23 protein-coding genes and 5 pseudogenes are annotated in these 23,162 nt (G+C 60.0%); 11 read left to right on the top strand and 17 right to left on the bottom strand.

Going from position 1 to position 23,162, the window contains the following annotated elements:
- The first annotated feature begins 262 nt into the window (after nt 1-262).
- Nucleotides 263-1,506, top strand: a pseudogene (locus A4G99_RS03675) (orc1/cdc6 family replication initiation protein).
- Between the two features lie 450 nt (nt 1,507-1,956).
- Here the strand turns inward: A4G99_RS03675 and A4G99_RS03670 are convergent.
- The 5 genes from A4G99_RS03670 to A4G99_RS03650 all read right to left on the bottom strand — a co-directional run bounded on the left by A4G99_RS03670 (nt 1,957) and on the right by A4G99_RS03650 (nt 6,111).
- Nucleotides 1,957-2,958 (bottom strand): S1C family serine protease, encoded by a 1,002-nt coding sequence (locus tag A4G99_RS03670; protein ID WP_066139570.1) that lies wholly within the window; start codon nt 2,956-2,958, stop codon nt 1,957-1,959.
- A gap of 187 nt (nt 2,959-3,145) precedes the next feature.
- Nucleotides 3,146-3,913 (bottom strand): nucleoside phosphorylase, encoded by a 768-nt coding sequence (locus A4G99_RS03665; protein ID WP_223301710.1) that lies wholly within the window; start codon nt 3,911-3,913, stop codon nt 3,146-3,148.
- A gap of 137 nt (nt 3,914-4,050) precedes the next feature.
- On the bottom strand, nt 4,051-4,371 hold the full coding sequence (locus tag A4G99_RS03660; protein WP_066139566.1) for a hypothetical protein: 321 nt from the start codon (nt 4,369-4,371) through the stop codon (nt 4,051-4,053).
- Nucleotides 4,372-4,432: 61 nt separating this feature from the next.
- Nucleotides 4,433-4,708, bottom strand: a complete 276-nt coding sequence (locus A4G99_RS03655) for a winged helix-turn-helix domain-containing protein (RefSeq protein ID WP_066139562.1) — start codon at nt 4,706-4,708, stop codon at nt 4,433-4,435.
- Nucleotides 4,709-4,782: 74 nt separating this feature from the next.
- Nucleotides 4,783-6,111 (bottom strand): ferritin-like domain-containing protein, encoded by a 1,329-nt coding sequence (locus A4G99_RS03650; protein WP_066139572.1) that lies wholly within the window; start codon nt 6,109-6,111, stop codon nt 4,783-4,785.
- Nucleotides 6,112-6,296: 185 nt separating this feature from the next.
- Here A4G99_RS03650 and A4G99_RS03645 point away from each other — a divergent pair, with 185 nt between their 5' ends.
- Both A4G99_RS03645 and A4G99_RS03640 read left to right on the top strand, forming a co-directional pair.
- On the top strand, nt 6,297-7,337 hold the full coding sequence (locus A4G99_RS03645; RefSeq protein WP_066139559.1) for a succinylglutamate desuccinylase/aspartoacylase family protein: 1,041 nt from the start codon (nt 6,297-6,299) through the stop codon (nt 7,335-7,337).
- Between the two features lie 49 nt (nt 7,338-7,386).
- The gene (locus tag A4G99_RS03640) at nt 7,387-8,559 is read left to right on the top strand and encodes a low temperature requirement protein A (protein ID WP_066139556.1); all 1,173 of its coding nucleotides are present in this window, start codon (nt 7,387-7,389) and stop codon (nt 8,557-8,559) included.
- 140 nt (nt 8,560-8,699) lie between these two features.
- Here the strand turns inward: A4G99_RS03640 and A4G99_RS03635 are convergent.
- From A4G99_RS03635 to A4G99_RS29750, 5 genes and pseudogenes are all read right to left on the bottom strand, one after another.
- Nucleotides 8,700-9,264, bottom strand: a pseudogene (locus A4G99_RS03635) (class I SAM-dependent methyltransferase).
- A gap of 42 nt (nt 9,265-9,306) precedes the next feature.
- Nucleotides 9,307-9,705, bottom strand: coding sequence for a thioredoxin (gene trxA / locus A4G99_RS03630; protein ID WP_066139553.1), 399 nt, complete (start codon nt 9,703-9,705; stop codon nt 9,307-9,309).
- Between the two features lie 216 nt (nt 9,706-9,921).
- Nucleotides 9,922-10,314: a hypothetical protein gene (locus tag A4G99_RS03625; protein ID WP_066139549.1), complete on the bottom strand. Its 393-nt coding sequence runs from the start codon at nt 10,312-10,314 to the stop codon at nt 9,922-9,924.
- Complete coding sequence (locus A4G99_RS03620; protein WP_066139546.1) at nt 10,311-11,147, bottom strand: ParA family protein; 837 nt, start codon at nt 11,145-11,147, stop codon at nt 10,311-10,313. The genes A4G99_RS03625 and A4G99_RS03620 overlap by 4 nt, the downstream gene beginning before the upstream one ends.
- A 382-nt stretch (nt 11,148-11,529) precedes the next feature.
- Nucleotides 11,530-12,508, bottom strand: a pseudogene (locus tag A4G99_RS29750) (ornithine cyclodeaminase family protein).
- A 72-nt stretch (nt 12,509-12,580) separates the two neighbouring features.
- Here A4G99_RS29750 and A4G99_RS29745 point away from each other — a divergent pair.
- The 3 genes and pseudogenes from A4G99_RS29745 to A4G99_RS03600 all read left to right on the top strand — a co-directional run bounded on the left by A4G99_RS29745 (nt 12,581) and on the right by A4G99_RS03600 (nt 16,347).
- Nucleotides 12,581-13,725, top strand: a pseudogene (locus tag A4G99_RS29745) (NAD(P)/FAD-dependent oxidoreductase).
- 68 nt (nt 13,726-13,793) lie between these two features.
- Nucleotides 13,794-15,837 (top strand): annotated as a pseudogene (locus tag A4G99_RS29740) (prolyl oligopeptidase family serine peptidase).
- A gap of 93 nt (nt 15,838-15,930) precedes the next feature.
- Nucleotides 15,931-16,347 carry an SPW repeat protein gene (locus tag A4G99_RS03600; RefSeq protein WP_066139543.1) on the top strand — a complete coding sequence of 139 codons (417 nt, stop codon included), beginning with the start codon at nt 15,931-15,933 and terminating at the stop codon, nt 16,345-16,347.
- Here A4G99_RS03600 and A4G99_RS26950 read toward each other — a convergent pair.
- The 5 genes from A4G99_RS26950 to A4G99_RS26935 all read right to left on the bottom strand — a co-directional run bounded on the left by A4G99_RS26950 (nt 16,344) and on the right by A4G99_RS26935 (nt 18,465).
- The gene (locus A4G99_RS26950; protein WP_223301707.1) at nt 16,344-16,493 is read right to left on the bottom strand and encodes a hypothetical protein; all 150 of its coding nucleotides are present in this window, start codon (nt 16,491-16,493) and stop codon (nt 16,344-16,346) included. The two genes, A4G99_RS03600 and A4G99_RS26950, sit on opposite strands and share 4 nt — an antisense overlap.
- 146 nt (nt 16,494-16,639) lie before the next feature.
- Nucleotides 16,640-16,963: a HalOD1 output domain-containing protein gene (locus A4G99_RS03590; RefSeq protein ID WP_066139536.1), complete on the bottom strand. Its 324-nt coding sequence runs from the start codon at nt 16,961-16,963 to the stop codon at nt 16,640-16,642.
- Nucleotides 16,964-17,134: 171 nt separating this feature from the next.
- Nucleotides 17,135-17,713 carry a PGF-CTERM sorting domain-containing protein gene (locus tag A4G99_RS26945; protein ID WP_223301706.1) on the bottom strand — a complete coding sequence of 193 codons (579 nt, stop codon included), beginning with the start codon at nt 17,711-17,713 and terminating at the stop codon, nt 17,135-17,137.
- The gene (locus tag A4G99_RS26940; RefSeq protein WP_223301705.1) at nt 17,658-18,233 is read right to left on the bottom strand and encodes a hypothetical protein; all 576 of its coding nucleotides are present in this window, start codon (nt 18,231-18,233) and stop codon (nt 17,658-17,660) included. The genes A4G99_RS26945 and A4G99_RS26940 overlap by 56 nt, the downstream gene beginning before the upstream one ends.
- The gene (locus A4G99_RS26935) at nt 18,211-18,465 is read right to left on the bottom strand and encodes a hypothetical protein (RefSeq protein WP_223301704.1); all 255 of its coding nucleotides are present in this window, start codon (nt 18,463-18,465) and stop codon (nt 18,211-18,213) included. Before A4G99_RS26935 ends, A4G99_RS26940 begins: the two co-directional genes overlap by 23 nt.
- A gap of 134 nt (nt 18,466-18,599) precedes the next feature.
- On the opposite strand from A4G99_RS26935, the gene A4G99_RS28530 reads away from it, so the two are divergent.
- Both A4G99_RS28530 and A4G99_RS26930 read left to right on the top strand, forming a co-directional pair.
- Nucleotides 18,600-18,731: a hypothetical protein gene (locus tag A4G99_RS28530; protein ID WP_255359039.1), complete on the top strand. Its 132-nt coding sequence runs from the start codon at nt 18,600-18,602 to the stop codon at nt 18,729-18,731.
- 9 nt (nt 18,732-18,740) lie between these two features.
- On the top strand, nt 18,741-19,013 hold the full coding sequence (locus A4G99_RS26930) for an EamA family transporter (RefSeq protein WP_342764446.1): 273 nt from the start codon (nt 18,741-18,743) through the stop codon (nt 19,011-19,013).
- A 116-nt stretch (nt 19,014-19,129) separates the two neighbouring features.
- Here the strand turns inward: A4G99_RS26930 and A4G99_RS03575 are convergent, their stop codons facing one another.
- Nucleotides 19,130-19,759 carry a helix-turn-helix domain-containing protein gene (locus A4G99_RS03575; protein WP_066139535.1) on the bottom strand — a complete coding sequence of 210 codons (630 nt, stop codon included), beginning with the start codon at nt 19,757-19,759 and terminating at the stop codon, nt 19,130-19,132.
- A gap of 195 nt (nt 19,760-19,954) precedes the next feature.
- Between A4G99_RS03575 and A4G99_RS26925 the strand changes: the two genes are divergently transcribed.
- The 3 genes from A4G99_RS26925 to A4G99_RS03560 all read left to right on the top strand — a co-directional run bounded on the left by A4G99_RS26925 (nt 19,955) and on the right by A4G99_RS03560 (nt 22,424).
- Nucleotides 19,955-20,737: an MFS transporter gene (locus A4G99_RS26925; protein ID WP_223301703.1), complete on the top strand. Its 783-nt coding sequence runs from the start codon at nt 19,955-19,957 to the stop codon at nt 20,735-20,737.
- Nucleotides 20,701-21,594, top strand: a complete 894-nt coding sequence (locus A4G99_RS26920; protein ID WP_066139530.1) for an MFS transporter — start codon at nt 20,701-20,703, stop codon at nt 21,592-21,594. The genes A4G99_RS26925 and A4G99_RS26920 overlap by 37 nt, the downstream gene beginning before the upstream one ends.
- A gap of 218 nt (nt 21,595-21,812) precedes the next feature.
- A complete protein-coding gene (locus tag A4G99_RS03560) occupies nt 21,813-22,424 on the top strand; it encodes an isoprenylcysteine carboxylmethyltransferase family protein (protein ID WP_066139527.1) in 612 nt (203 codons plus the stop codon).
- Between the two features lie 9 nt (nt 22,425-22,433).
- Here the strand turns inward: A4G99_RS03560 and A4G99_RS03555 are convergent, their stop codons facing one another.
- A complete protein-coding gene (locus A4G99_RS03555; RefSeq protein ID WP_066139524.1) occupies nt 22,434-22,955 on the bottom strand; it encodes a hypothetical protein in 522 nt (173 codons plus the stop codon).
- Nucleotides 22,956-23,162: the final 207 nt, after the last annotated feature.

Genomic DNA, 23,162 nt, shown 5'->3' with positions numbered 1-23,162 from the left:
CCGCCTTCGAGACTCCACTCCACTCCACTCCACTCCACTCCACTCCACTCCACTCCACTCCACTCCACTCCACTCCACTCCACTCCACTCCACTCCACTCCACTCCAGCGTCCTTTTCTACTTCATCCTCCCTTACCGCACTAACGCGAAAAGCATCGGAAACGATGCACCCTTCGAACCAACTCTCGTATTTATATTCTTCGGAACAGAAGAAACAACGGACGGCCCAGTTTTATATACCTCTCCGTGAATACATCGTGTAATGACATCGTTCAGTTTCGACCGAGACAACTCCCTTTATAAGAACCGGGATGCGCTCTTGGAGGAGTACACGCCGAACAACCTGGTCGGTCGGGACGACGAGTTGGAAGAGTATCACGCGGCGCTCCAACCGATAATCAACGGCGAAGCCCCTTCCAACATCTTCCTCTACGGAAAAAGCGGCGTCGGGAAGACCGCCGCGACGCGATTTCTCCTCAATCAACTCCAGGAGGACGCCGCTCGGTACGACGATATCTCCCTCTCCGTCGTGGAGATCAATTGCGACGGTCTCAATTCAAGTTATCAGGTGGCGGTTCGTCTCGTCAACACGCTCCGCGATCCCGCGGACCAGATCAGTAACACCGGATACCCGCAGGCGCAAGTCTACAGTTTTCTTTGGGACGAACTCGACCATCTCAACGGCACTATCATCATCGTTCTCGACGAGGTCGACCACATCAACGACAACTCCATCCTCTACCAGATTCCCCGCGCACGGAGTAACGGCTACCTCGAACACGCCAAAATCGGTCTCATCGGCATCAGCAACGACCTTTCGTTCCGCGACTCCCTGTCGGCGAAGGTGCGGTCCTCGCTCTGTGAGAAGGAAGTCTCGTTCCCGCCGTACGACGCGAACCGAATTGCAGAAAGTGCTGCGCCAGCGCGAGCAGGTCGCCGTTTCACGAGAGTGCCCTCGCGGAGGACGTGATTCCACTCTGTGCGGCCTACGGTGCACAGGACGCCGGTGACGCGCGTCAGGCGCTGGACTTGCTTCTCGAAGCCGGCGACCTCGCGCGGAAGGACGCCGCGGAGCAGGTCGTGGACCACCACGTGCAGGAAGCGCGACGGAAACTCGAACGCGACCGGATCATGGAGGGCGTCGCAGACCTCACACAACACGCTCGTCTCATCCTGTACGCGCTCACGTCCCTCGAAGCGGAGGACAAGTGCCCCGCACGCTCGCGTGACATCCGACCCCGATACGAACAACTCTGTAACCACATCGGTACCGAGGCGCTCACCAGCAGGCGGATGCGTGACCATCTCGCCGATCTCGCTATGCTCGGCGTCATCTCCTCGATGGAGAAGAACGAAGGGATGTCCGGCGGAAAATACCGCAAACACGCGCTCAAGCAGGACCTTCACCTCGTCGTGAGCGCACTCGAAGAGACCATCGAACTCGCCGGTGTTCACGACAGTATTCGACCGTACTATCAATCGCTGCTCGACGAACGCGAGAAATAATCGGCGAACACCGTATTCGTTAATCGACCCCTCTGTCATTTCACGGACATCACGACATTCAGTTTACGATTACCGCCACTACGACCAACTCTCCAACTACTGCCAATTCGTTCAATTCTCCAACTACTGCCAATTCGTTCAATTCTCCAACTACTGCCACTGTGCCCAACTCATCAACTTTACTACGCCCAACTCACGACTACCGCTATCACTCACTTTATACCACTAACACCACAATTTCCGTTGTCGTTCCCCGAACTCGTTTGGTTTCACCACGTTAACCCCATCATTTCCGTTGTTCTCGCCAGTTTAACCGATTCGAATTAGTCCGCAACTTCCGTTGTTTCCCCCTCACGGCGCTATGTTCTGTTATTTTCCAGCCGACGCCACTGTTTCCGTTGTTTTTGATTTCTTTTTTGTCGCCCCGTCGCGAGCACCCGGTAGCGGCCGTCACTCCACCGTGATTCCGATACGACCGTTACCCTTCGCCTTCGGTCGTTCCCCGAGGACGACCTGTTCCGTCAATTTCCGACCGTCTCGGACCAGTTCGACTTCGATTTGCTCGCCGGGTTGTGTTTCGATGAGCAAGTGTCGCATCAGTTCTTCGTGGGAACGAACCTCTTTTTCGTCGAGACCGACGATCACGTCCCCACCGACCGGTATCTCACGACCGCGAAGCGTTCGAGTGGCTTCACAGCCGATGAGGGCACCGCTCGCCGGGCCGAGGCGAACGTCGACGACGAGGATTCCTCGCGGCTCCGAGAGCCCGTTCGCCTCCGCAACGATCGGCGAAACGTCCACCGTCGAAATCTTGAGAAACGGATGCCGGTAGGAACCGCTTTCGATAAGCGTCGGAACGATCCGCGAGACGATAGCCCCCGAGATGGCGAAGCCGATACCGTCGCCCTGTCGGGCGCGGTTGACCCCGACGACTTCCCCGTTCAGCGTCAAGAGCGGACCGCCGCTGTTCCCGGGATTGATCGCGGCGTCGGTCTGTACCGTATCGGGAATCGTGAACCCGTTGCCGGTGGGGAGTGAGCGGTTCGTCCCGCTGACGATACCCGTCGTGATGGTTCCGTCGAGTCCCATCGGGTTCCCGAGCGCGGCGACCTCTTGTCCGGGTTTCGGTGCATCCGTTGCGACCGAAAGCGGTTTCGCGTACGTCGGAAGGTCGGTGACGGCGACGACTGCGAGGTCGGTACCGCTATCCCGGCCGACCACGTGGCCGGTTCGCCAGTCGCCGTCGCTGAACCGAAGTTCCACTTCGTCGGCACCGCCCGTGACGTGGTGATTCGTTACGACGTGGCCGCCGGAGCCATCGTTATCGTAGACGAATCCGGATCCCGCGCCCATTCTCGTCGGACGACTCGCATCATTCGGCGTGACGTAGATCGACACGACCGACGGAATCGTTTTCTCATACAATCGTTCGTATGTCTTGTTATCAGTCATACCCTCTGGTCATTCTCCATCTCGATTACCGAGCCACACCGATGCGACCACATCCGCGTCATCGCTGCCGTCAGGGGCTTGGTAGTCGGATTCACGTTAGGTTAGTACCGGACACGGTTAAGTGTGTCACTTGTTGTCACTGCTTTCCCGTCCCATCGTAACCGGGGAACGTTCGCTCTACTCCCGATCATCCGTCAACGCCGAGAAGATCGTGAAGCGCCGCAATCGCCGGGTCGAGCAGTTTCGGTTGGAGGTTCTCGTACCCGACGCCAGAATCCCACTCTTCTTCGGTCAGCAAGTCACCGATATCGAACACAGCGGCGGCATCTACGCCGCGAAATTCGGCAACCGCGAACAGAGCGGCCGCTTCCATTTCGACGCTGACGACACCGTCCTCAGCGTACCGTTCGATTTCGGCGACCGTTTCTCGATAGAACGCGCTGGTCGTCCACGTCGTTCCCCGATGCGTCGTTACCTCGCTGTCTTCGAACCGGGCTTCGAGGCGGTCGGTGAGTTCCAGGGACGGCGTCGCATCCTTCTCCGGCGGAAGATAGTGATACGAGACACCTTCGTCCCGAATTGCCCGGTCTGCGATCACGGCGTCTATCGGTTCGATGTCCTGTTGGAGTGTCCCACCACTGCCGACGATACAGAGGACTTCCGCCCCAGCGGCGATGAGATTTTCCGCGACGGTTCCCGTCGCAGGTGCGCCGATGCTAAACCCCCCGACGGACGCCGACGTGTTCGTCGATGGGATGAACCTCGAAGTTCCGAACGAGCGGGATCGGATCGCCCGTACGCTCCGCCAATATCTCCTCGAAGAAGTCCCGCTGATAGGTGATGATGATGGCGTTTGGAATTTCGGCCCCGAAATCGCCACCCTGCCCGTCGATCGCGTCGGCGCCGAGAACAACGCCGGTGAGTCGTACTTGTCTCCGTAATTCGGTATCGTCATGTAACCGTCTACTGACAACACTACGAAATCAGTTATTGTTGTGTGATAACACGAATTCCTCGGCTGAGGTCCCGATTACGAAAAATCGCCCGAACCGGCCGACCTAGTCTCCTTCTCGAATTCCTTCACCCGCTCTCTCAATCCAGCGTCACCCACGCCAGGAAGCCGATTGCGAGCATCTCCAACACGTGAAAGAGGAGCATCGCGTGCCACGCGATGCGCGGAACTGCCGTGCTGAACCAGATCGAGAGATCGGGGTCTAACAGGTAGTAGTACAGCGTTGACCCGTTCTCGCAGAACAGCAGGGATGCGAACACGAGCATTCCGAGCGTATGCTTGGACCGGAGTCGCATGTAGTTCCGGCCCCAGACGCCGCCGAGAACCGCGAGGAGTACCATGTTTACTGCGGTGGCAATTTGGGCTGCGGTGGCGAGTTGGGCGGCTGTTACCCCGCTCATCGATACTCCTCCAGTGGGGGGATTTTGGAAACGTGCCGCTCGTGTGCAAGTGGGTTCATTGTCAGTCGAGTTGGGTGATGATGTCTTCGACGGTGTCCCAGTGGTGGCGGGCCGCGTCGGTCGGGAGGTACACCGCACCATACTCGTCGCCGCTCGCTTTCACGACGTTGTTGTCGGCGAGCACGTCCAGATGGTGACGGATGGTGTCGTAGTTGAGGTCCAAGTCCTCCGCGAGTTTGTTGGCGTTTCGCGGACGCTGGTCCAGCGTCCGCAGGATGCGCGCGCGGTTGATACCGCCGCGCGTCCCGGCCAACACGTACCAGAGGACTGCCTCCATTGTACATTACATCCGAACCTGGCTACCTAAGGCCATCGACATGAGAGGAAATGGATGACGATACGGCGTCGATTTCAGTTGCTGACGATGAACTGACCGGCTATCTTCTTCACTTCCTTCATCGTCTTCGGTTCGTCCACCGCGTTCGGGAACGGCGACGTCATGTTCACCTCGTTGAGGAACGACGCGTGTTCGGCCTCCACGCTGTGGATACCGATGGCGGCGGCGAACACGTCGTCGTTCTCGACAGTCGGTGCAGCGCCTTTGTACGCGGCGACGCCCGTGTTTTCGAGCGCCTTCGCCACGCCGAGGAACTCCGAGGCGTTCTCGTAGCCGAAGTCGTACGTCGCTTCCCCGACCGGTTTTCCGCCGAGCTTTTTGACCGTCTTCGTGAGTGCATCGACGTGTGCGGCCTCGTGGTCGCTGATCTTGCTCAAGTACGCCGGTACCTTCATTCGCGTGTGTTCGTCGAACTTCGAGAGCGCGTCGGCGTTCATCAGGTCGTCGTTGCTGAACTCCTTCAGCCCGTCGCGGTAGAACGCGTTTTCGAGGTGTTCGAGCGTCAACGCGTAGTTCAGCACGTCCACGTCGCTCGTCCCGTCGTTCTTTTTCCGATCCTGTTTCGGGCGCGAATCTCCCATCTCGTACTTGCTCGTATCGACGTCCGACGTGACGAAGTTCCCCGCGATTTTGAGCACATCGTCCATCGATTTGGCCTCGTTCACCGCGTTCGGGAACGGTGACTCCTCGTTGAGGAGGTTCAGGAACGCGGCGTGACGGGCCTCCACGCTGTGGATGCCTGCCGCCGCCGCGAGCACGTCGTTGTTGACGACCGACGGTGCAGCACCCGCGTAGGCCGCGACGCCCGTATTTTCGAGTGCCTTCGCGACACCGAAGAAATCGGTCGGCGTGTCGCAACCGAAATCGTACTCCCCTTCCTCGACCGGCGTCCCACCGAGTTTCTTGACCGTCTGGGTGAGCGCATCGACGTGCGCCGCCTCGTCGTCCCGCACCGTCTTCAGATAGTCCGGAACGTCCATCCGGACCCCGTCGCCGAACTTCGAGACTACCTTCGCGTTCATCAGTTCGTCGTCGCTGAACTTCTTCAGGCTGTCACGGTAGAAGGCGTATTCCAGGTGTTCGAGCGTCAGTGCGTAGTTGAGGATCGGAACGTCGGGATTCGACATCTCCCCCTCGGTCGTCGTCTCCATGTCGGACGTGGTCGTGTCCATCGAGGTGGACGTCGAGGTGCTCATCGTCGAACTCGCACCGTCATCGCTGCTCCCTGTACACCCGGCGAGGGCCAGCGTGCCGACTGCCGCAGTCGCTCCGAGGAACGCCCGGCGCGTGCGCCGCGTTCCCGTGTTGGACGAATCGTCGGTGGCATCGTTGTTCTGCTTCATGGCTTCACTCGCATCGAGTGCGTAGGGGTGAAAAACGATTTTCCGAACTCCACCGGGAATGTTCCGAGGATGTTTCGGGACTGTTTCCCGACTCTCACCCAAATTCGGTTCCACCCGAGTTCGGTTCCAGCAGTCATCCGGTTCCCTCGGAAACCTCCAAGACGGAATCCGTCGTTCTGTCCGCTATGGGGGAATCAACAGCGTTCGAGTTCGACGGAGGACGCGTCGAACCGGGTGAGGGCCAACAGTTCCGTTTTCCGACCAGCGAGACGTACCTCGGGGACCCTATCCGAATCCCCGTCACCATCATCAACGGTGAAAACCCCGGCCCGACGGTGTTTCTCGGGGCGGCGCTTCACGGCGACGAACTCAACGGCATCGAAGTCGTCCGCGAGTTGGCCCACGAGTGGAAACACTCCGACGTCCACGGGACCGTCGTCTGCCTGCCCGTCCTCAACGTCCCCGGGTTTCTCGCCCAGGAGCGATATCTGCCGGGCTACGAACAGGATCTCAATCGGGCCTTTCCGGGCGATCCCGATGGGACCAACGACCGCCGTATCGCGGACGAAATCTATCGAAACTTCGTCGAACCGTGCGATTTCGGCATCGACTTCCACACGTCCACACGCGGACGAACCAACATGCTCCACGTCCGGGCCGACATGCTCGATCCGGACGTGGAGCGACTCGCCAACGCGTTCGGGACGAACCTCATCATCGCCGGTCAGGGCGCAACCGGAATGCTTCGCCGGGAGGCGACGGAACGCGGAACCCCGACCATCACCATCGAGATGGGCGAAGCCCACCGGTTCGAGCGCCGACCTCATCGAGCACCGACTCTGGACGGCGTTCGGAGCGTATTCGCCGAATTCGGGCTCTATCAGCAGGAACTCGTCCGTTGGCCAGGATGGCGAACCGTCGTTGAAACCGACGACGAACGAACGTGGATTCGCTCGGACGAGGGCGGCCTCGTCGACATGCGACGGGAACGCGGCGAACTCGTATACGAAGGCGAACCCATCTGTTCGATCAGCGACCCGTTCAAACGTGAGAGCGTCGAAGTCCACGCTCCCTTCACCGGCCTCCTCGTCGGTGTCCTCGAAAATCCGGTCGTCTACCCCGGAAATCCGCTCTGTCATCTCGTCGAAGTCGAGGCGACGGTTCGGCGTTCCATCGAGTTACAAAGTGAACAGTCCGACCCTAAAAACGACCCCGTATCTTTGTAACATTATTGTCATTAGACAACGATAAGCGCTTCCATGGTCTGTACTTCACATGCGTCGGAATCGGTCGCTCGGTCTCCATACACAGACGGACGAAGAACGTCACGCGACGTGGCTTGAACTCTTCTTCGACTTGGTGTTCGTACTCGCGGTGGCCCAGCTTGGTCGGTTACTCCACGGTCATCTCACGGTCTTGGGGCTGTTCGTTTTCGTCGGCTTGTTCTTCCCCGTCTGGTGGGCGTGGGTCGGATTCACTTACTACGCCGATCAGTTCGGTACGGACGATCCGTTCTTCCGGGGCATTATCGTCGTCGCGATGTTTTGTGTCATCGTGTTTGCGACGACGATTCACGACGTGTTCGCGGGTGGTACCGTCGCCTTCGCCGCCGCGTACCTCGTTCTTCGGCTGTTGGTTATCGGACTCTACGCACAAACGTGGCTCGTTGCTCCCCATCTTCGTGATATCTGCCATCCGTGGATTCTCGGCTTCTCGCTCGGCGCGACTGTGTGGGCTGTTTCGGTGTTCGTTCCGCCGCCGATACGCTATTTTCTCTGGTTTGTGGGACTGGGGATCGAAATGGCGACGCCAGTCGTCTCGAATTTGAATTCCGGCGCCTCGATACAGGTCTCACACCTCCCCGAGCGATTCGGTCTGTTCACGATTCTCGTCCTCGGGGAAGTCATCCTCGCCGTCGGAACGGGCACGATGGAGACCCGATGGGGTTTTCGTGGCACCGTTATCGCCGCCAGTGGGTTCGGCGTTGCCGTTTGTATCTGGACGCTGTATTTCAGAAACTTCGATTGGACGACCACCACGAAGGGAATCGGTGGTAACCGCCGAACGCTGGTACACGAATTTATCTACGGATACAACCACCCGCTCGTCTTCGCCGGAATCGTGGCGACCGGCGTGGGAGTCCAGACGGCCATCGAATCGATCACCAGTGGTTATTCGTTTGCGAACGGTGGACGGGTGGCTTTCTTGGGTGGTCTGATGTTACTCCTGTTCGGCATCACGGCGAGCCAATGGGCGACACCGCGTTCGATTCCGACTTCTGTACTCCTGAGCCGGGTCCTCGCCACCGGTTTGATCGGTTCGTTGGTCGTCGGTAGCCAACCCATATCGATCGTCGGATTCGCGGCCGTCGTTCTCGTCGGATTGGTCGTGTTCGAGTCACTCGTCTCTCGAACCGAGCGAAGCAAGGACGATACCACTCTCGTGTAAAACGTTCGATCAGCGATCGATGGTTCCAACTCCCCATCAGTGTCTGACTACAGGGATCGACATCTATATCGCGGATATGGGTTTATCAGTGCTCATCTCGATCACGAGCCACGAGACGTTCGACAGCGAGGCGAAGGCCATCACCGCCTTGCGACCAGCACGAACGTCTCGGCTCGCTCCGTTCCGTATCGAACCTCGAACCCGGCCGATTCTACCAACTCCGTCGCTGCTTCGAGGTCGGTGTCGCTCATCGACGACGGCGTCTTCACCGCGACCCGCCCCGCTCCAGTCCGCCACGACCAACCGACCACCTGGACGGAGCACGCGGGCGACTTCCGCGAGCGCGTCCTCGTCCGCGAACTCGTGGAACGTCATCGTCGAAAACGCGGCGTCGAGTTCGTTTTCGTCGAACGGCAGGTCGCCGACGTCCGCCGTGACGAGCGAGACGTTCTCGGGGACGCCTTTCGCACGGTATTCCTCGTGCATCGCGTCCTGTACGTCCACGGCGTAGACGCTGACGCCAATCTCCTCTCCGAACGAGGCTACATCGTCGGTATAAAAGCCGGTCCCGCTCCCGAAGTCGGCAACAGTTTCGCCATCGGCGAGGTCGAGATACGAGAGCAACTCCTCGCGGGAGACGTACCGATAGCGTCCGGTGTCTTCGAGCTTTGCTGCCTTCTCGGGGTCGAACGTGTGAAATCCCATTTTTCGTTTTGATCGAAGAGCGGGGGGAACGAAGAACTTTCCTTAGGCGTACCGTCCGATCAAGTCTCTAAGCGTCGATTCGTCCTGCATCCCGACCAGTCGCTGTGCCGGTTCCCCGTTCGCGTACAACTGTAGCGTCGGCACGCCGCGCACACCGTTCTGCTGTGCGAGCGGTTGGTGTTGGTCGATGTTCACCTTGGCGACGACCGCCTCGGTCTCGCTCGCCACGGTCTGGATGGCCGGTTCCATCATCTTGCACGGCCCACACCAATCCGCGTAGAAGTCCACCAACACCACGTCGTGTGATCCGACCAACTCATCGAGGTGTGCCGCACTTTCGACGCGAACCGGCTCTGCGACGGTTTCCCGTTCTTCTTCCGCATCCTCATTCATCATTTTCTCACGCTTCTGCGCTCTAATCTCTTCGAGTTCGTCCGTCATCTATCCCTCAATAGGCATCGTTCCGACTTAACGGTTTTGCATGTTCTACACATTGCTGCAACCATACCTAGCATGTTGCCCGGACTGCCGGTGGGTGAGATTGAACCGAGATATATCTGGATATCTATACAGAGATCTCTCCAAATTTCTCGTTATAATTCTATCCGTGTTTACATGCAGATGTCCATCTGAATATCCGTTAGCAAGAAGCGACTTTTACCGACGACCGTATCCCCACTCTTCCATCACGCGCTGGACGTCGTCCACGTTTTCGAGGCCCGCACGAATGAGCGCCTCGCGGACGTCGAGGGCCATCACCTTGTCTCCCTCGAACGTCTGGCTCAATTCACGTTCGAGTTCGTCGATCTCGGTCGCAGTTTGGTCTTGCACGTAAACCGGGACAGCGTCCCGGTCGGCTTTCACCGTCCGTCGCGCGAAGATGAACGGCAAGGGGTCCGGATCCGGTTCGGAGGTCGATTCCTCCGGTTCCGATTCGACCGTGACCGTTTCCACACTCGATCCCGACGCAGTGGCCGAATCCGAGGCATAGCCGTCGAGTTCGTCGCTGTAATCGTCGTCGGTCGCACCGTATCTATCGTCCTTCGTCATGCTTCGACCTCCACGGCTTCGACCGTTCCTCGTTGGATGATTCGCGCCAGTTGTTCGAAGTTCGAAAGCAGGTCCTCTTCGTACTCGCGGAGATCACGCGTTTCCTCGCTTTCCGCGAATTCGAAGAGGTTCATCTGATTTTTCCACGCCTCCTTCAGCACGTCACGTTTTCGCACGCCGAACGGGGTCACCGGTTTGCCGTCCGTCTCCAGTTCCTCGCGCGTGTCACGGTAGATGTTCGAGTCGCCGACTTCGTTCGGAACCACGGCCAGAATTCCAAGGTTGAACCCGTCGTCGAACTTCTTGAACCCGCGCTCCATGCTGTCGAGGGTGTCCTCCAGCCCTTCGATGGAGATGCTTCCTTTGCGGGTGAGTTCGATGGGGATGACCACGTTTCGTGCAGCGACGAGCGCGTTGTCCACGAGAACGTTCAGCGTCGCCGGTGGGTCGATGATGAAGTAGTCGTACTCCGACGCGACGGATTTGAGCGCCGACCGGAGCTGGAACTCCCGGAGCGAGGTGTTCCGCGCGGCCATCTCACTCTCGATGTTTGCCAATCCCTCGTGGGACGGTACGAGGTCGAAGTCCTCCGTCTCGACGATGAGCGATTCGATATCTTTCTCATCATTCAACAGAACGTCTCCGAGGTGGTCCCGGTCGCCGGTCTTCAATTCCTGATAGCCGACGTGGTCGGTCAAACTGCCCAGTTGGGGATCCAGGTCGATAACGAGGACCCGCTCGTCCTGTCGTCCCAGCGCGGCGGAAATGTTGGTCGCCATGGTCGTCTTGCCGACCCCACCTGACTCGCTCCACAGTGTGATGGCTCGCTTCATACAGTCGGTTGATATACCCTTATCCCTCATAAATTCTCGTCAGACAATTGGGCTAAACTATTCGGATAGCTATCTGTATGGCTATCTATCCAGATATCTTTCTGTATATCTGGCCTCCTATCGAACTCTTACGACGATTCTTTGTCGTTCTCTCTGTCGCCCTTTCCAAGATTTGGGCTTTCAGGTTCTCTATCGTTGGATTTCTATATAGATTTCTAGATGTATAGCTATCTGAATATCTATCCAGAAACCTCTCCGTTTATTCTGTCCCCCCTTCTCACCGGCCGTTCTTCGGTTCGGATTGGGTTTCTGAACGGATTTCTGGCAAGCTATCTGTCTGGATATCTATCCAGTCTGTCCGGAAAATCGGTCTCGCTGGTCGCTACAGTTCGACTTGCTCACCGGTCTCCGTCTCGACCGCCTGCTCGAAAACGAACTCGCTCGCGGCCGCATCGAGCACGGCCGACCCGACGCTTTCGACCACGATTATTTCGCTATCGTTGTCGCGACCACCCCTGCCTTCGAGAACGTCGGTGAGCGGAACGAGGTCGGATTCGCCGAGGTCAGTTGCCAGCAAATCCCCTATCTCCGCGACCTCTTCCGGGACGTCGGCGAACGTCTTGTCGGCACGGCCGAACGTTTCGCGGTCGAGCTCGCGCATCTCGGACGCGTAGGCACCGATGGCGACGACGAGCGTCCCGGGTTCGAGCGCCTCGCCCGAAAAGACGGGACTGGTCGCCGTGGTCGTCGTGACGACGACCGTCGCATCCGCGATCGCTTCGGCCGCCGACTCGACCGGCGTCGCCGGAACGTCGAGGTCGGATTCGAGTTCGTCAGCGCACTCGTCCTTCGAATCGCTCGGCGAGTAGACGCGGATCGATTCGACGTCCGTCGGCGGCCGCGATACACCGTGCTTGCCAGCGGGCTTGTGTTCCCGCCCCGATGATCCCCAGTTTGACCGGCGAGGACGCGGCGAGTTCGGCGGCCGCGAGTCCGCCGATACAACCCGTTCGTGCGTTCGTGATCCTCGTCCCGGCGAGGAACCCGGCGGGCAATCCGGTCTCGGCCTCGGTCAGCGCGATTTGGGCGTTCACGGTCGGCAGTCCCCGGTCGGCGTTTCCCTCGTGCACGCCGACGAGTTTAGTGGCGTAGTAGCGTGCGCCGTGGATGTACGCGGGCATCACGAGACCCGTTCCGAGGGGGGAATCGCCGACGAGTCCGGCACCGACCGGGAAGTGCGGGCGATCGGGTCGCTCGACTTCGCCACGGCCCTGTTTGACGAAGGCTTCGCGCACTACCGGGAGCAGGGATTCGATGTCGAGGAGCGACGCCACGTCGTCGTCCGAGATGAGACGAACCATATCGGCCATTTGGTTCGGACATGCTTATTTCCCGACGATGGAACCATTAGCCAGCGGTCCCTTTTCGACGGTATGCGAATAGTTGTCGTAGGTGGCGGAATCGTCGGCTGTTCGAGCGCGTACTATCTCGCACAGCGCGGAGCAGATGTGGTCCTCTGTGAGCGCTCGAACATCGGCGCTGGAAGCACCGAACGTTCGGCTGGCGGAATTCGGGCGCAGTTCTCGACACCCGTCAACGTCGCGCTTTCGCGGGCCAGCATGCGCGTCTGGGATCGATTCGAGGACGAGTTCGACGCCGACATCTCCCATCGACGCTCGGGCTATCTCTTCCTCGCCCGGACTGACGACTCCGTGGCGGAACTCGCGGAAACCGTCACCATGCAAAACGAGCAGGGTGTACCGAGCGAGTTGCTCACGCCGGAGGAGGCGCTGGAACAGTGCCCCGGCCTTCGTGCCGACCGTTTCCGGTCGCGACGTACTCACCGACCGACGGCTTCGCGGACCCGCATTTGGCGCTTCAAGCGTTCGCCACCCGCGCCCGTGAGGCCGGGGTGGACATCCGAACCGGCGTCGAGGTGACGGATGTGCCGCGGGACGGGGATGGCGTTACGGGCGTCGAAACGACCGATGGCTCCATCGACGCGGACTTCGTCGTCAACGCGGCCGGACCGTGGGCGGGCAAAGTCGCGGCGATGGCGGGCCTCGACCTTCCTATCTCGCCCGAACGTCGCCAAGTCGCGGTCGTCGATCCCGAAACGCCCGTTCCCGAGTCGGTTCCCTTGGTCATCGACCTCGATACGGGGTTGTACTTCCGACCGGAGCGCGAAGGTGCCGCCATCATCGGCGGCCATTTCGGCGGGGACACGACGGTTGACCCGAACGCTTACGATCACTCGTCCGACCTCGATTGGACGATAGATGCGGTCGAGAAAGCGGCGGAGTTGGCGACGTATTTCGGTCCCGATTCCCGAATCCGCCGGGGCTGGGCTGGCCTGTACGCCGTCACGCCGGATCACCACCCGATAATCGAGGAGACGATTCCGGGCTTCGTGAACGCCGTCGGCTTTTCGGGTCACGGGTTCCAGCACGCACCCGCGACCGGTCAACTCGTGACGGAACTCGTCTTCGACGGGGAAGCCTCACTCGTCGACATCTCGGGTCTCGATTCCGCCCGATTCGCGGACGGTCGGACCGTCGACGAGCGAAACGTCGCGTGATCCCGGCAGTGAACCGTTCGATTTGCTGGTGAACATACAACTATACGGCTCCCGTGGAACCTTCATCCATGACGGAGACGTTCGAAATCGACGATTATTACGACCTGACGTTGGTGAGCGACCTCTCGCTCTCCCCGGACGGTACCCGCATCGCGTTCGTCGCGGACGAGTTCGACCGGACGGCGGACGACCGGCGAACCTCGCTGTTCGCCGTTCCGGCGGACGGGGGAGAGAAGCCGTATCGACTCTCGCGGGCTTCCGATGCCGGGGGACCGAAATGGTCTCCCGACGCTCGAAACTCGCGTTTCTCGCCGCTCGCGACGAGGACGTTTCCCTCGCCGTGGGGGCGGGAGCGGGCGAGGGAGACGAGGACGAGGAAGACCGAAAAGAGGCGAACGGTGAGGACGACGAACCCAAACCGCAGGTCTGGGTGTTCGACATGGTTCGGGGTGGCGACGCCCGGCAGGTAACCGACCGCGACGAGGGTATCGACGGGTTCGACTGGGGACCGGACGGAGAGCGACTCGTCGTCTCGTCGCGCGACCCGACCGAGGACGAGGACGCCTATCTCTCGGAGCTTCGGAACGGCGGTCCGGTCGAAACCGAGCGACTGCAACACCGCTTCGACGGCAAGGGGTTCCTGGACGAGGTGACGACGTACCTGTTCGTTGTCGACCTCGAAACGCGGGAAACCCGCCGCCTCGACGACGCCTACGGCGGCGGAGCGTACGAACCCATGTTCGGACTCCAACCCGCGTGGGGACCGGACGGAATCGCGTTCCTCTCGGACCGTTCCGACCGACCGGATAACTCGAACACGATGGACGTGTACACCATCGACCCCGACGGGAGCGACTGCCGGAAGGTCACTGACTCGGACCTCACGGCCAGTTCGCCTCGCTGGTCGCCCGACGGGTCGAAACTCGCGTTCGTCGGCGCACATCCGACGAACGTGCACGTTCCGAACCAGGCGTACGTCGCGGCGGACGGGGAGTACCGATCCGTCACGGAATCGCTCGACCGCACCGTCGCACGCGTCGGACGACTTCGATGGGAGGACGACGAAACGATTCTCGTGCCCATCGGCGACGAAGGAAGCACCCGTCTCGTCCGCTGTCCGCGGACGAGGACGCGCCGACGTTCACCTTCGACTCACAGGGCGACTACCTGACGGTCCGGACGTTCGACGTCGCGGGCGGGACGGTCGCGTTCCTGCTCACCGACGCGGGAACCGTCGGCGAACTGTCCACCGTGGACGTGAACGACCTCGATACCGGCGAACCAATTCGGATAACCGCCCTCAACGAATCGTTCGAGGAGACACACGCCACGCCCGGTTGTCGGCGGGTCGTCTACGAGAACGAGTCGGGCGACGACATCGAGGGATTCGCCTACTATCCGACGGATTTCGACCCCGACGACCCCGCCCCACGCCCTCTCGTCGTCTCCATTCACGGCGGCCCCGTCGCCTACGACGCGCCCGAATTCTCCTTCGAATACGCCTACTGGGCCGACAGGGGATACATCGTGTTCCGCCCCAACTATCGCGGAAGCAGTTCCTACGGGCAGGAGTTCAGCGAAGTCATCCGCGGTGAGTGGGGTCCACGGGAGTCCGAGGACGTGCTCGCGGGCGTCGACCACCTCGTCGAACGTGGCTGGGTCGATTCCGACCGAACGTTCGTCACCGGACTCTCCTACGGCGGAATCACGACCGGATTCCTCGTGACGCGAACCGACCGCTTCGCCGCGGCCGCCGCCGAGCACGGTATCTACGACTTGCGTTCGGCGTACGGCACCGACGACGCACACTTGTGGTGGGAGAACGATTTCGGTCTGCCGTGGGAGAACCCCGAGGGCTACGACGCGGCGTCGAGCATTACCGACGTCGAAAACGTCGAAACACCGCTTTTGGTGACTGCCGGTGACGAGGACTGGCGATGCCCGCCGTCACAATCCGAGCAACTCTATGTCAGCGTCAAGAAACGGGGCGTTCCCTCGAAACTCGTCATATACCAGGGTGAGCATCACAACATCGGCGACCCGGACAGGGCGGTTCACCGCATCGAACAACTCACGGAATGGTTCGAAACGTACGACCCGAATCGAGTGTAACGGCACCTTAGCGGTTGTACGATTCGGTTTTCGTGTTAAACGGTCGCTCGCTTTATTCGTTCGCTCGCCCTACCCTCTTTCGGGGAAACACTAATGAGTGAAACAGAATCTAGGGAGCGAACGACACGGAGCGCTGACTCCCGTGAATCGGGACTGAAATGGCTGAGTGGGTTCGTCTCGCTCGTGGGGGCATGGATATTCGTCTCCGCGTTCGTCTACCCGTCGATGTCGATGACGAGCTACTGGAACAACCTCATCATCGGTGCGGCCATCTTCCTCATCGCGGGGTACAACTACTACCGCATGTCGCGAGATATGGGGACCAGCGTGGGGAGTTCGTCGTTCGTCGCGCTGCTGGGTCTCTGGATGATCCTCACTCCGTTCATCATGACCGCCTCGACGGCGTTCTGGAGTGACATCATCTCGGGTATCGTCGTCGCAATCGTCGCCGGGTACAACGCCTACGCGGGACGGAGCGAGCGGGCGGGAGCGCCTGCCGGAACCGCCTAAATCCGTTCCAACTTATCCAACTGAAACGACGCGAGGTGGTAGCGGGTGATGAGCACCGCGAACCCGACCATCACGACGGCGAACATGGCGTTGAACGAGAGCGCAGTCTGATGGGCAAAGCCGTTCCAGAGTTGGGCGATTCCCAACAGTATCGGACCAAAACTGAATAGCCCAGTTTGTACTGGCAGTTCTTGACAGAGTTCGCGGAAAGTAACGGATGCTTTTTCGGTCATTAATCGGTTCTTGACGCCATTCGTAGCCGGGTATTGAATACCGTTTCGGATTTAATCGACTACTCGGAGGAGTCGTCGGCCGGTGCGTAGATGATGATATCACCGTCCGCTTGGACGACGATTTCACAGCCACGTGCGTTGAAGACGACCTTTCCTTCGGTTCGAGACGTCCCGTCGTGTTTTTGCTTGAAAATCGCGTCCAACGCGTCGGGGTCGACTTTGTCGTACAACCACGTCTGTCTGTCCGTATCCTCCCCGACGATATCGTCTATACCCCGAATGATTCGGGTGCTGGTATCGTCGGTGTCGCCCGTGACACGATACGCCGCTCGTCCGTTACGGTCGAGTTCCGTCGTCCGTTCTGTGAATTGCCCTTCTTTCATAATAGACCGCTTCGATGAACTTAGTTAGAGAGATAAACTGAGTACAACAATAAAAGAACCTCGATTGAAGCTGAAAGGAACAGTCACGTACCGTTCTCGTCTCAGCAACACTTCGTATTCAGACGCAGGGAGGCTCGAACAGCGCAGCCCCAAATCCGTCGTAACGATATCTCACGACCGATGGCGCATCCCCAGGCCGAGCAACGCGAGCGCGATGATCGCTATCGGAACCGTGAATCCGGGGAGGCTCGTCCCCTCGGACGACCCACTCGTCCCTTGGGACGAACCGGTCTCCTGGACCGTTCCTTCCGTCGTGGTTTTCGAATCGGTTGTCGATGTTTGCTGACTCGCCGCTCCGGGACCGAGTTCGAGAATCCAGCCGTCCTTGCCATCCGCGCCGAACCCGCCGGTCTGTCCGGCGAGGATGTAGCCGCCGTCGTGTGATCGTACGGCTGGCCATGGTTTGTCCCACGAGTCGCTCCCGTACGCCTTCTCCCAGTCGAGGGTTCCGTCGGCCCCGGTTTTCACCACGTACCCGTCCGAACTGCCGATTCCTCCCGTCAACGTTCCGCCGGTGAACAGGTAGCCACCGTCGTCCGTCGGCATCGCCGAGTCGAGCCAATCGACCTCGTCGCCGCCGAACCGTTTCTCCCACTTCAACTCGCCACGCTTGTCGTATCGGAACACCCAACCGTCACGTGACTCGCCGCTTTCGGACTCGCCCGCGATGAACGACACCGTTCTCGTCACCGGTCGCCGCCCACACCGCCTCACGATCCGAACCGCCGTGGGTCCGTTGCCATTGTTGTTCCCCGTTTTTCCCGACGCGGAGTATCCATCCGTCCTGACTGTCGCCGTCGAGTTGCCCCGCGACGAAGTACCCATCCGACGTGGGAACGACGGCCTTGAACAGCCCTCCTGAGGTTCCATCGGGTGTGTCGTACGTCTTCTCCCACGTCTTCGCACCCGATCCGTCCTGTTTGAGAAGCCATCCGTCGGTACCCGAGTCTCCCTGCGTCCATCCCGCGAAAATATACCCCGAATCGTCGTGTTCGAGGCCGTAGAACGCGCCGGTGCCCGGCGTTCGCTCTCGCTGGGTCGAACCGTCCGCCCCGAGTTCGAGTATCCATCCCATCGGCGTTCCGCCGCGGTCAGTCCGTCCGGCGACGACGTATCCGTCATCGGTCGTCGCGACGGAGTAGAACCTGTCCGTTCCCGGCCCGGAGAACGTCCGCGTCCACTCCTGTTCACCATTCCCATCGACCTTCATGACCCAGCCATCGATACCCGAACCATCGCTCTCCGGTCTGTCCGGCGAGGATGTAGCCGCCGTCGTCCGTCGGGGCGATGTCCGCGAAGATATCGTCGCCGGAACCGCCGTACGTTCGGTTCCAGCGCTCGCTCGGTTCCTCGTTCGCCTGCATCCCCTCCGTGCCTATCGTCATCGCCCCGATGCCGAACGAGACGATGAGGACAAGTGTGAGTATCGTCGGGCGTCTCATGTTCGGGGAGTCACGGATAGGGCAGTTTGTTATACTTCGACTACGCCCGAATCAGGCACTCTCTGACCGACGGTTGACACCTCCTTCTCCGCCGGAACCCGAACACATTCGTCCGTGTACCGTTTCTCAATCGCATGGTTCGAACAGCCATCTACTTCGCACTGGTCGGTATGCTTACGTGGGGCGTTTGGGCGGTGTTCGCCGACCTCGCCACCCGTTCCCTCGCACCGGAAGTGGCGATGGCGATCTCGTACGTCGTCGTGTAGGGCGTCGCAATCGCGTACATCGCCGTCCAATCCGACCCCGTATCCCTCTCCGGATCCGGCGTCGCCTTCGCCGTCGCCGGTGGGGTATTCTCCGGTATCGGCTCCATCAGTTACTACGCCGCGCTTCAACGAGGCAATACCGCAATCGCGACGACCGTTACCGCACTCTACTTCGTCGTCGCTGCGGTCCTCGGCGTGTTGTTTCTCGGCGACTCCGTCGATTTGCAGGATTTGGCGGGTATCGGGCTTGCTATCGGTGCTGTCGCCCTTCTGGCGACGTGAGCTGACGGATCTGTATATTCTATATCGCTATATCCAAAATCCGTCTCCAGGTAACCCATCGTCCGGCGAGTGGATTTCATACGGACGAAAACGAACCCGTCCCCGATTTCCGACCGCTACGACTGTCTCGCAACGAATTCCGTGATTATCCGTCGCTCTGCGCGATGGAGGACGTCACCTGCAGTCGTCTTGTGAACGTCCATTTCGGCGGCAAGTTCCGTCAGGGTACATCTTCGAGGTGTCTCGTAATACCCTCGGTCGACTGCTTTCTCGATGAACTGCTGCTGACGAGCGGTGATGAGATCGTTCGGGTCGAGACTTTGGACGAGGGATCGGATGTTGTACGCGATTCCCGCGGATTCGAACGAATCCGTGAGTTCGGACAGTTGTGCGTGCGACGTCGCCTGGGTAGCGGTGACCGTTCCGTCGCGAAAGACGACGGGATAACGGGGAACGGTCCCCGACTCGGATACCAGTCGTTGCATCTTCGGTTTCGGTGAACGATATTCGATGATCACGACCTCCCCGTCGGAATCCATCTCTCGAAACGAGTGGAGGTCCTCAACTTCGTCCAACTCCTTCCGAATTACGTCCGGATTCCGAGTCCGTGCCTCCAAAATCCCGACCGTTCCACTCTCCCCCGGATACGACGCTAAAATTCGAAACTCGTCCTCGGGATGGGACGACGAGAGCGCGACCAACCAGTTAGCCGGAGGGTCGGGAATCTCGATCTGAACTCGTGGCATGGTTACCGTGACGTCCGACCGAACTTGTCACTGTCGGACGATTCCTACATGTAGGTGGAAGACTCATCCGTGGCGCACGGAAATACCGAACCATGCGTATTCAGATATGTCTCTGGAACCACTCGAATCTCGGTGAGTATCGATGGGAGTAACGTTCGAAACGACGAATGAAGCGCGAACGATGTACCGTCTGCGATGTGGAGGCCGGTCGCAGTGAGCGGCGGTCATCCCGCTTCTTCGCCCGTCGAAGAGTGGCCTCGCCGTCGGCTTGCTATCGTCCTCGGCGGGTTGATGCTCGCCATCATGCTCAGCGCGCTCGATCAAACTATCGTTTCGACTGCACTTCCGACCATCGCGAGCGACCTCGGAAGCGTCAAAAACTACTCGTGGATCGTCACTGCCTATCTGATCACGACGACGGCCTCCGCCGCGCTCTACGGCAAACTCAGCGACATCTACGGTCGTCGCGCGCTCTTCACTGTCGCGGTGTCGGTGTTCGTGATCGGCTCCGCGCTCTGTGCGGCCGCCGGTTCGATCCCGGTCGTGAACCAATACATCGACGGCATCGTCCAACTCGCGCTCCTCCGCGCGCTCCAGGGTATCGGTGCGGGCGGCCTCTGGGTGCTCGTGCTCTCCATCCTCGGCGATATGTTCGGGCCGCGCAAGCGCTCCGAGTACATCAGCTACATGCTCTCGGGCTTCGGGGCGGCGCTCGTGGTCGGCCCGCTCGTCGGCGGTTGGTTGACCGAGCACTTCTCCTGGCACTGGATCTTCCTCATCAACCTTCCGCTCGGCGTGCTCTCGCTCGCGCTCGTCTGGGCCTACCTCGACGTCCCGCAGGAGACCGTCGATCATCCGATAGACTACTTCGGCGCGCTCCTGCTCGTCGCGGCCCTGACGACGCTCATCCTCGCCACCTCGTGGGGCGGCGGGGATTACGCGTGGGTCTCGCCGCGATCCTCGGACTGTTCGGCCTGACGGTCATTCTCGCAGTCGCGTTCGTCGCACAGGAGGTTCGAACGGCGGAACCGGTGTTCCCGATCGACCTCGTCTCGAACCGCGGCGTCGGCGTGGCGATGGGGCTGAGTTTCGTCATCGGTCTCGGCCAACTCGTCGGCGTCACCTACCTCCCGCTCTACCTCCAGGCGGTCACGGGCGTGTCCGCGACGAACTCCGGACTCCTGCTCCTCCCGCTACTCGGTGGGATGATCGTCGTGTCCGCCATCACCGGCCAACTGATCAGCCGATACGGCCGTCTGCGTATCTTCCCCGTCGTCGGATTGGCCATCGCCTCGGTCGGCTACTACCTCTTCTCCACGATGACGTCGGACATGGGGTTCACGACCATCGCGGGGTTCATGCTCGTCACCGGCGTCGGACTCGGTTTCGTCAACCCCGTGCTCTCGCTTTCCGCACAACTCGCCGTCGATCGGACGCGGATCGGGGTGGCGACCACGAGCGTCTCCGTTACCCGGAGCCTCGGGTCGGGCATCGGCGTCGCCGTACTCGGTTCCGTCTTCACCTCGTCGCTCACGGACGATCTAACGAACGCGCTCGGGCCGAAGGCGGCAAAGTACGCGGGTGCGAGCCAGAACGTCAACGAGATCAGCTCGCTCCCGTCGGGAATCCAGCACGCGGTTATCAACGCCCTTTCCGGGAGTCTCACGACCATGTTCCTCTGGACGGTGCCCGTTATCGCCCTCGGCTTCCTGCTCGCATTCGCCCTTCCGAACCCGGACATGGACGAAGGTAGTCCCGGGTCACAGGAAACGGGAGACGGTGTTCCCTCCGAAGACGGCCACCGGGACGTGGGAACGGGTTCGACCGACGATTGAGAGTGGAGGAAGAATCGGTAGCAGTGGTCTCACGATGACGATTCTCAGCCGTCGTTGCTGTCTTCGGTGTATTGTCACACCCCAAATCGGTCGATATGACGGATCTGAGGGGTATCGGACGTGTGATAGTATCGCCGAATTCCACTGAACTGACCACAGAACCATCGGACACCAAAAGAGAACACCATTTAAATACGATTCTCGATAAACGTATCAGCATGACGTCACCAGTTCTCCGCCCGGCCACCGAATACGTTTTCATCGTTGCCACTGCGGCCTGGGTCGTCCCCGAGTTACTCGATTCGATTCGTCGTCGTGACCGCCCGATTCAGCACCGGAACACCCGAGGGCCGAATCTGGACGCGAAATCGGTGTACGGTATTTACGTCGCCGTTTATTGTTCCGGTCTCGTTGGATGGATTTTCATGTTTACAGCCCCGTCGTGGGCTGGATTCGGCTCGTTTACCGTTCCGCTGTTTTGGGCCGGAATACTCCTCATGTGCACTGGCATCGCACTTCGATGGTATGCCGTGATACTCCTCGGTGATTCCTTCACGCGCTCGGTTACCGTCAGTGACGACCAAGCGGTCGTTGAGACGGGACCGTATGCCGTCGTCCGCCACCCGACGTACACCGGGATTCTCCTCACGATAGTCGGGTACGAGTTCTGTTTGGGGACGTGGCTCGCCGTGTTCGTCGCGCTCGTTGTAAATCTCGTCGCCTTCGGCTACCGAATTCGCGTCGAAGAGCACGCACTTCGGGAGGAACTCGACGGCTACGCTGACTACTGCAAGCGCACCCCCTATCGCCTCGTTCCATACGTTTTCTAAAGCGACGACTCAGAACAGATCCCACCACGGCGATTCGGAGTGGTCGTCGCGCCGCCGTCGTTTCCTCTCGCGCAATCGCTCCTTCGGTGCCTGCTCGCGGGCGTTCCGAACTCGGTCGCCGACGGTCTGCCGACCAACGCCGCGGAACCGCGCCCATTCGGCTTGGCTGAACGGTCCCCGGTCGGCCATCCACGCGTCGAGTGCCGCTGCGGGCGGGACACCGGCCTCGAAGTACGGGCGAAGCCCCTCGGCGGCGTGGTGGTGTGGCGACAGCGCTTCGATGGTGTCGATGAACTCCAGTCCGACGACGAACCCTTCGTCGTCGGGGAGGATCACGAAATCACGAATCGAGAGGGCGTTCGCGTCGGCCCACTCGTCGAATCCATCGGGAAGCCGGTTCGTCTCCTCGAAGAAGATCTTTATCGTCTCGTCGTCGACCCGTACGTCGGCGACGTCGGGTCGATTGCGGACGTCCTCTACGATACGCTCGAAGCGGTCGGGTTCGTCGTCGGCATCTGGGGCCCAGCTCATCGGTTGCTCTCCGTTCTATTCACGTCTTTCACAACGCGAGGGTTGAACGCTTCGGTCGCCGGTGCGATGGTACTCATTTCGCTCTCTGAAATCGTATAAGGCGTACATCTACTTAACAAATCCGGAGGTGTACGCCTCAAACGTACTCCCGGCCCCAAACTTCCGACCCCAAACTTCCGACCCCAAACTTCCGACCCCCGACTTCCG

This window comes from Haladaptatus sp. R4 (assembly GCF_001625445.1).
Taxonomy (GTDB): domain Archaea; phylum Halobacteriota; class Halobacteria; order Halobacteriales; family Haladaptataceae; genus Haladaptatus.
This window is presented reverse-complemented; position numbering and strand designations above follow the sequence as displayed.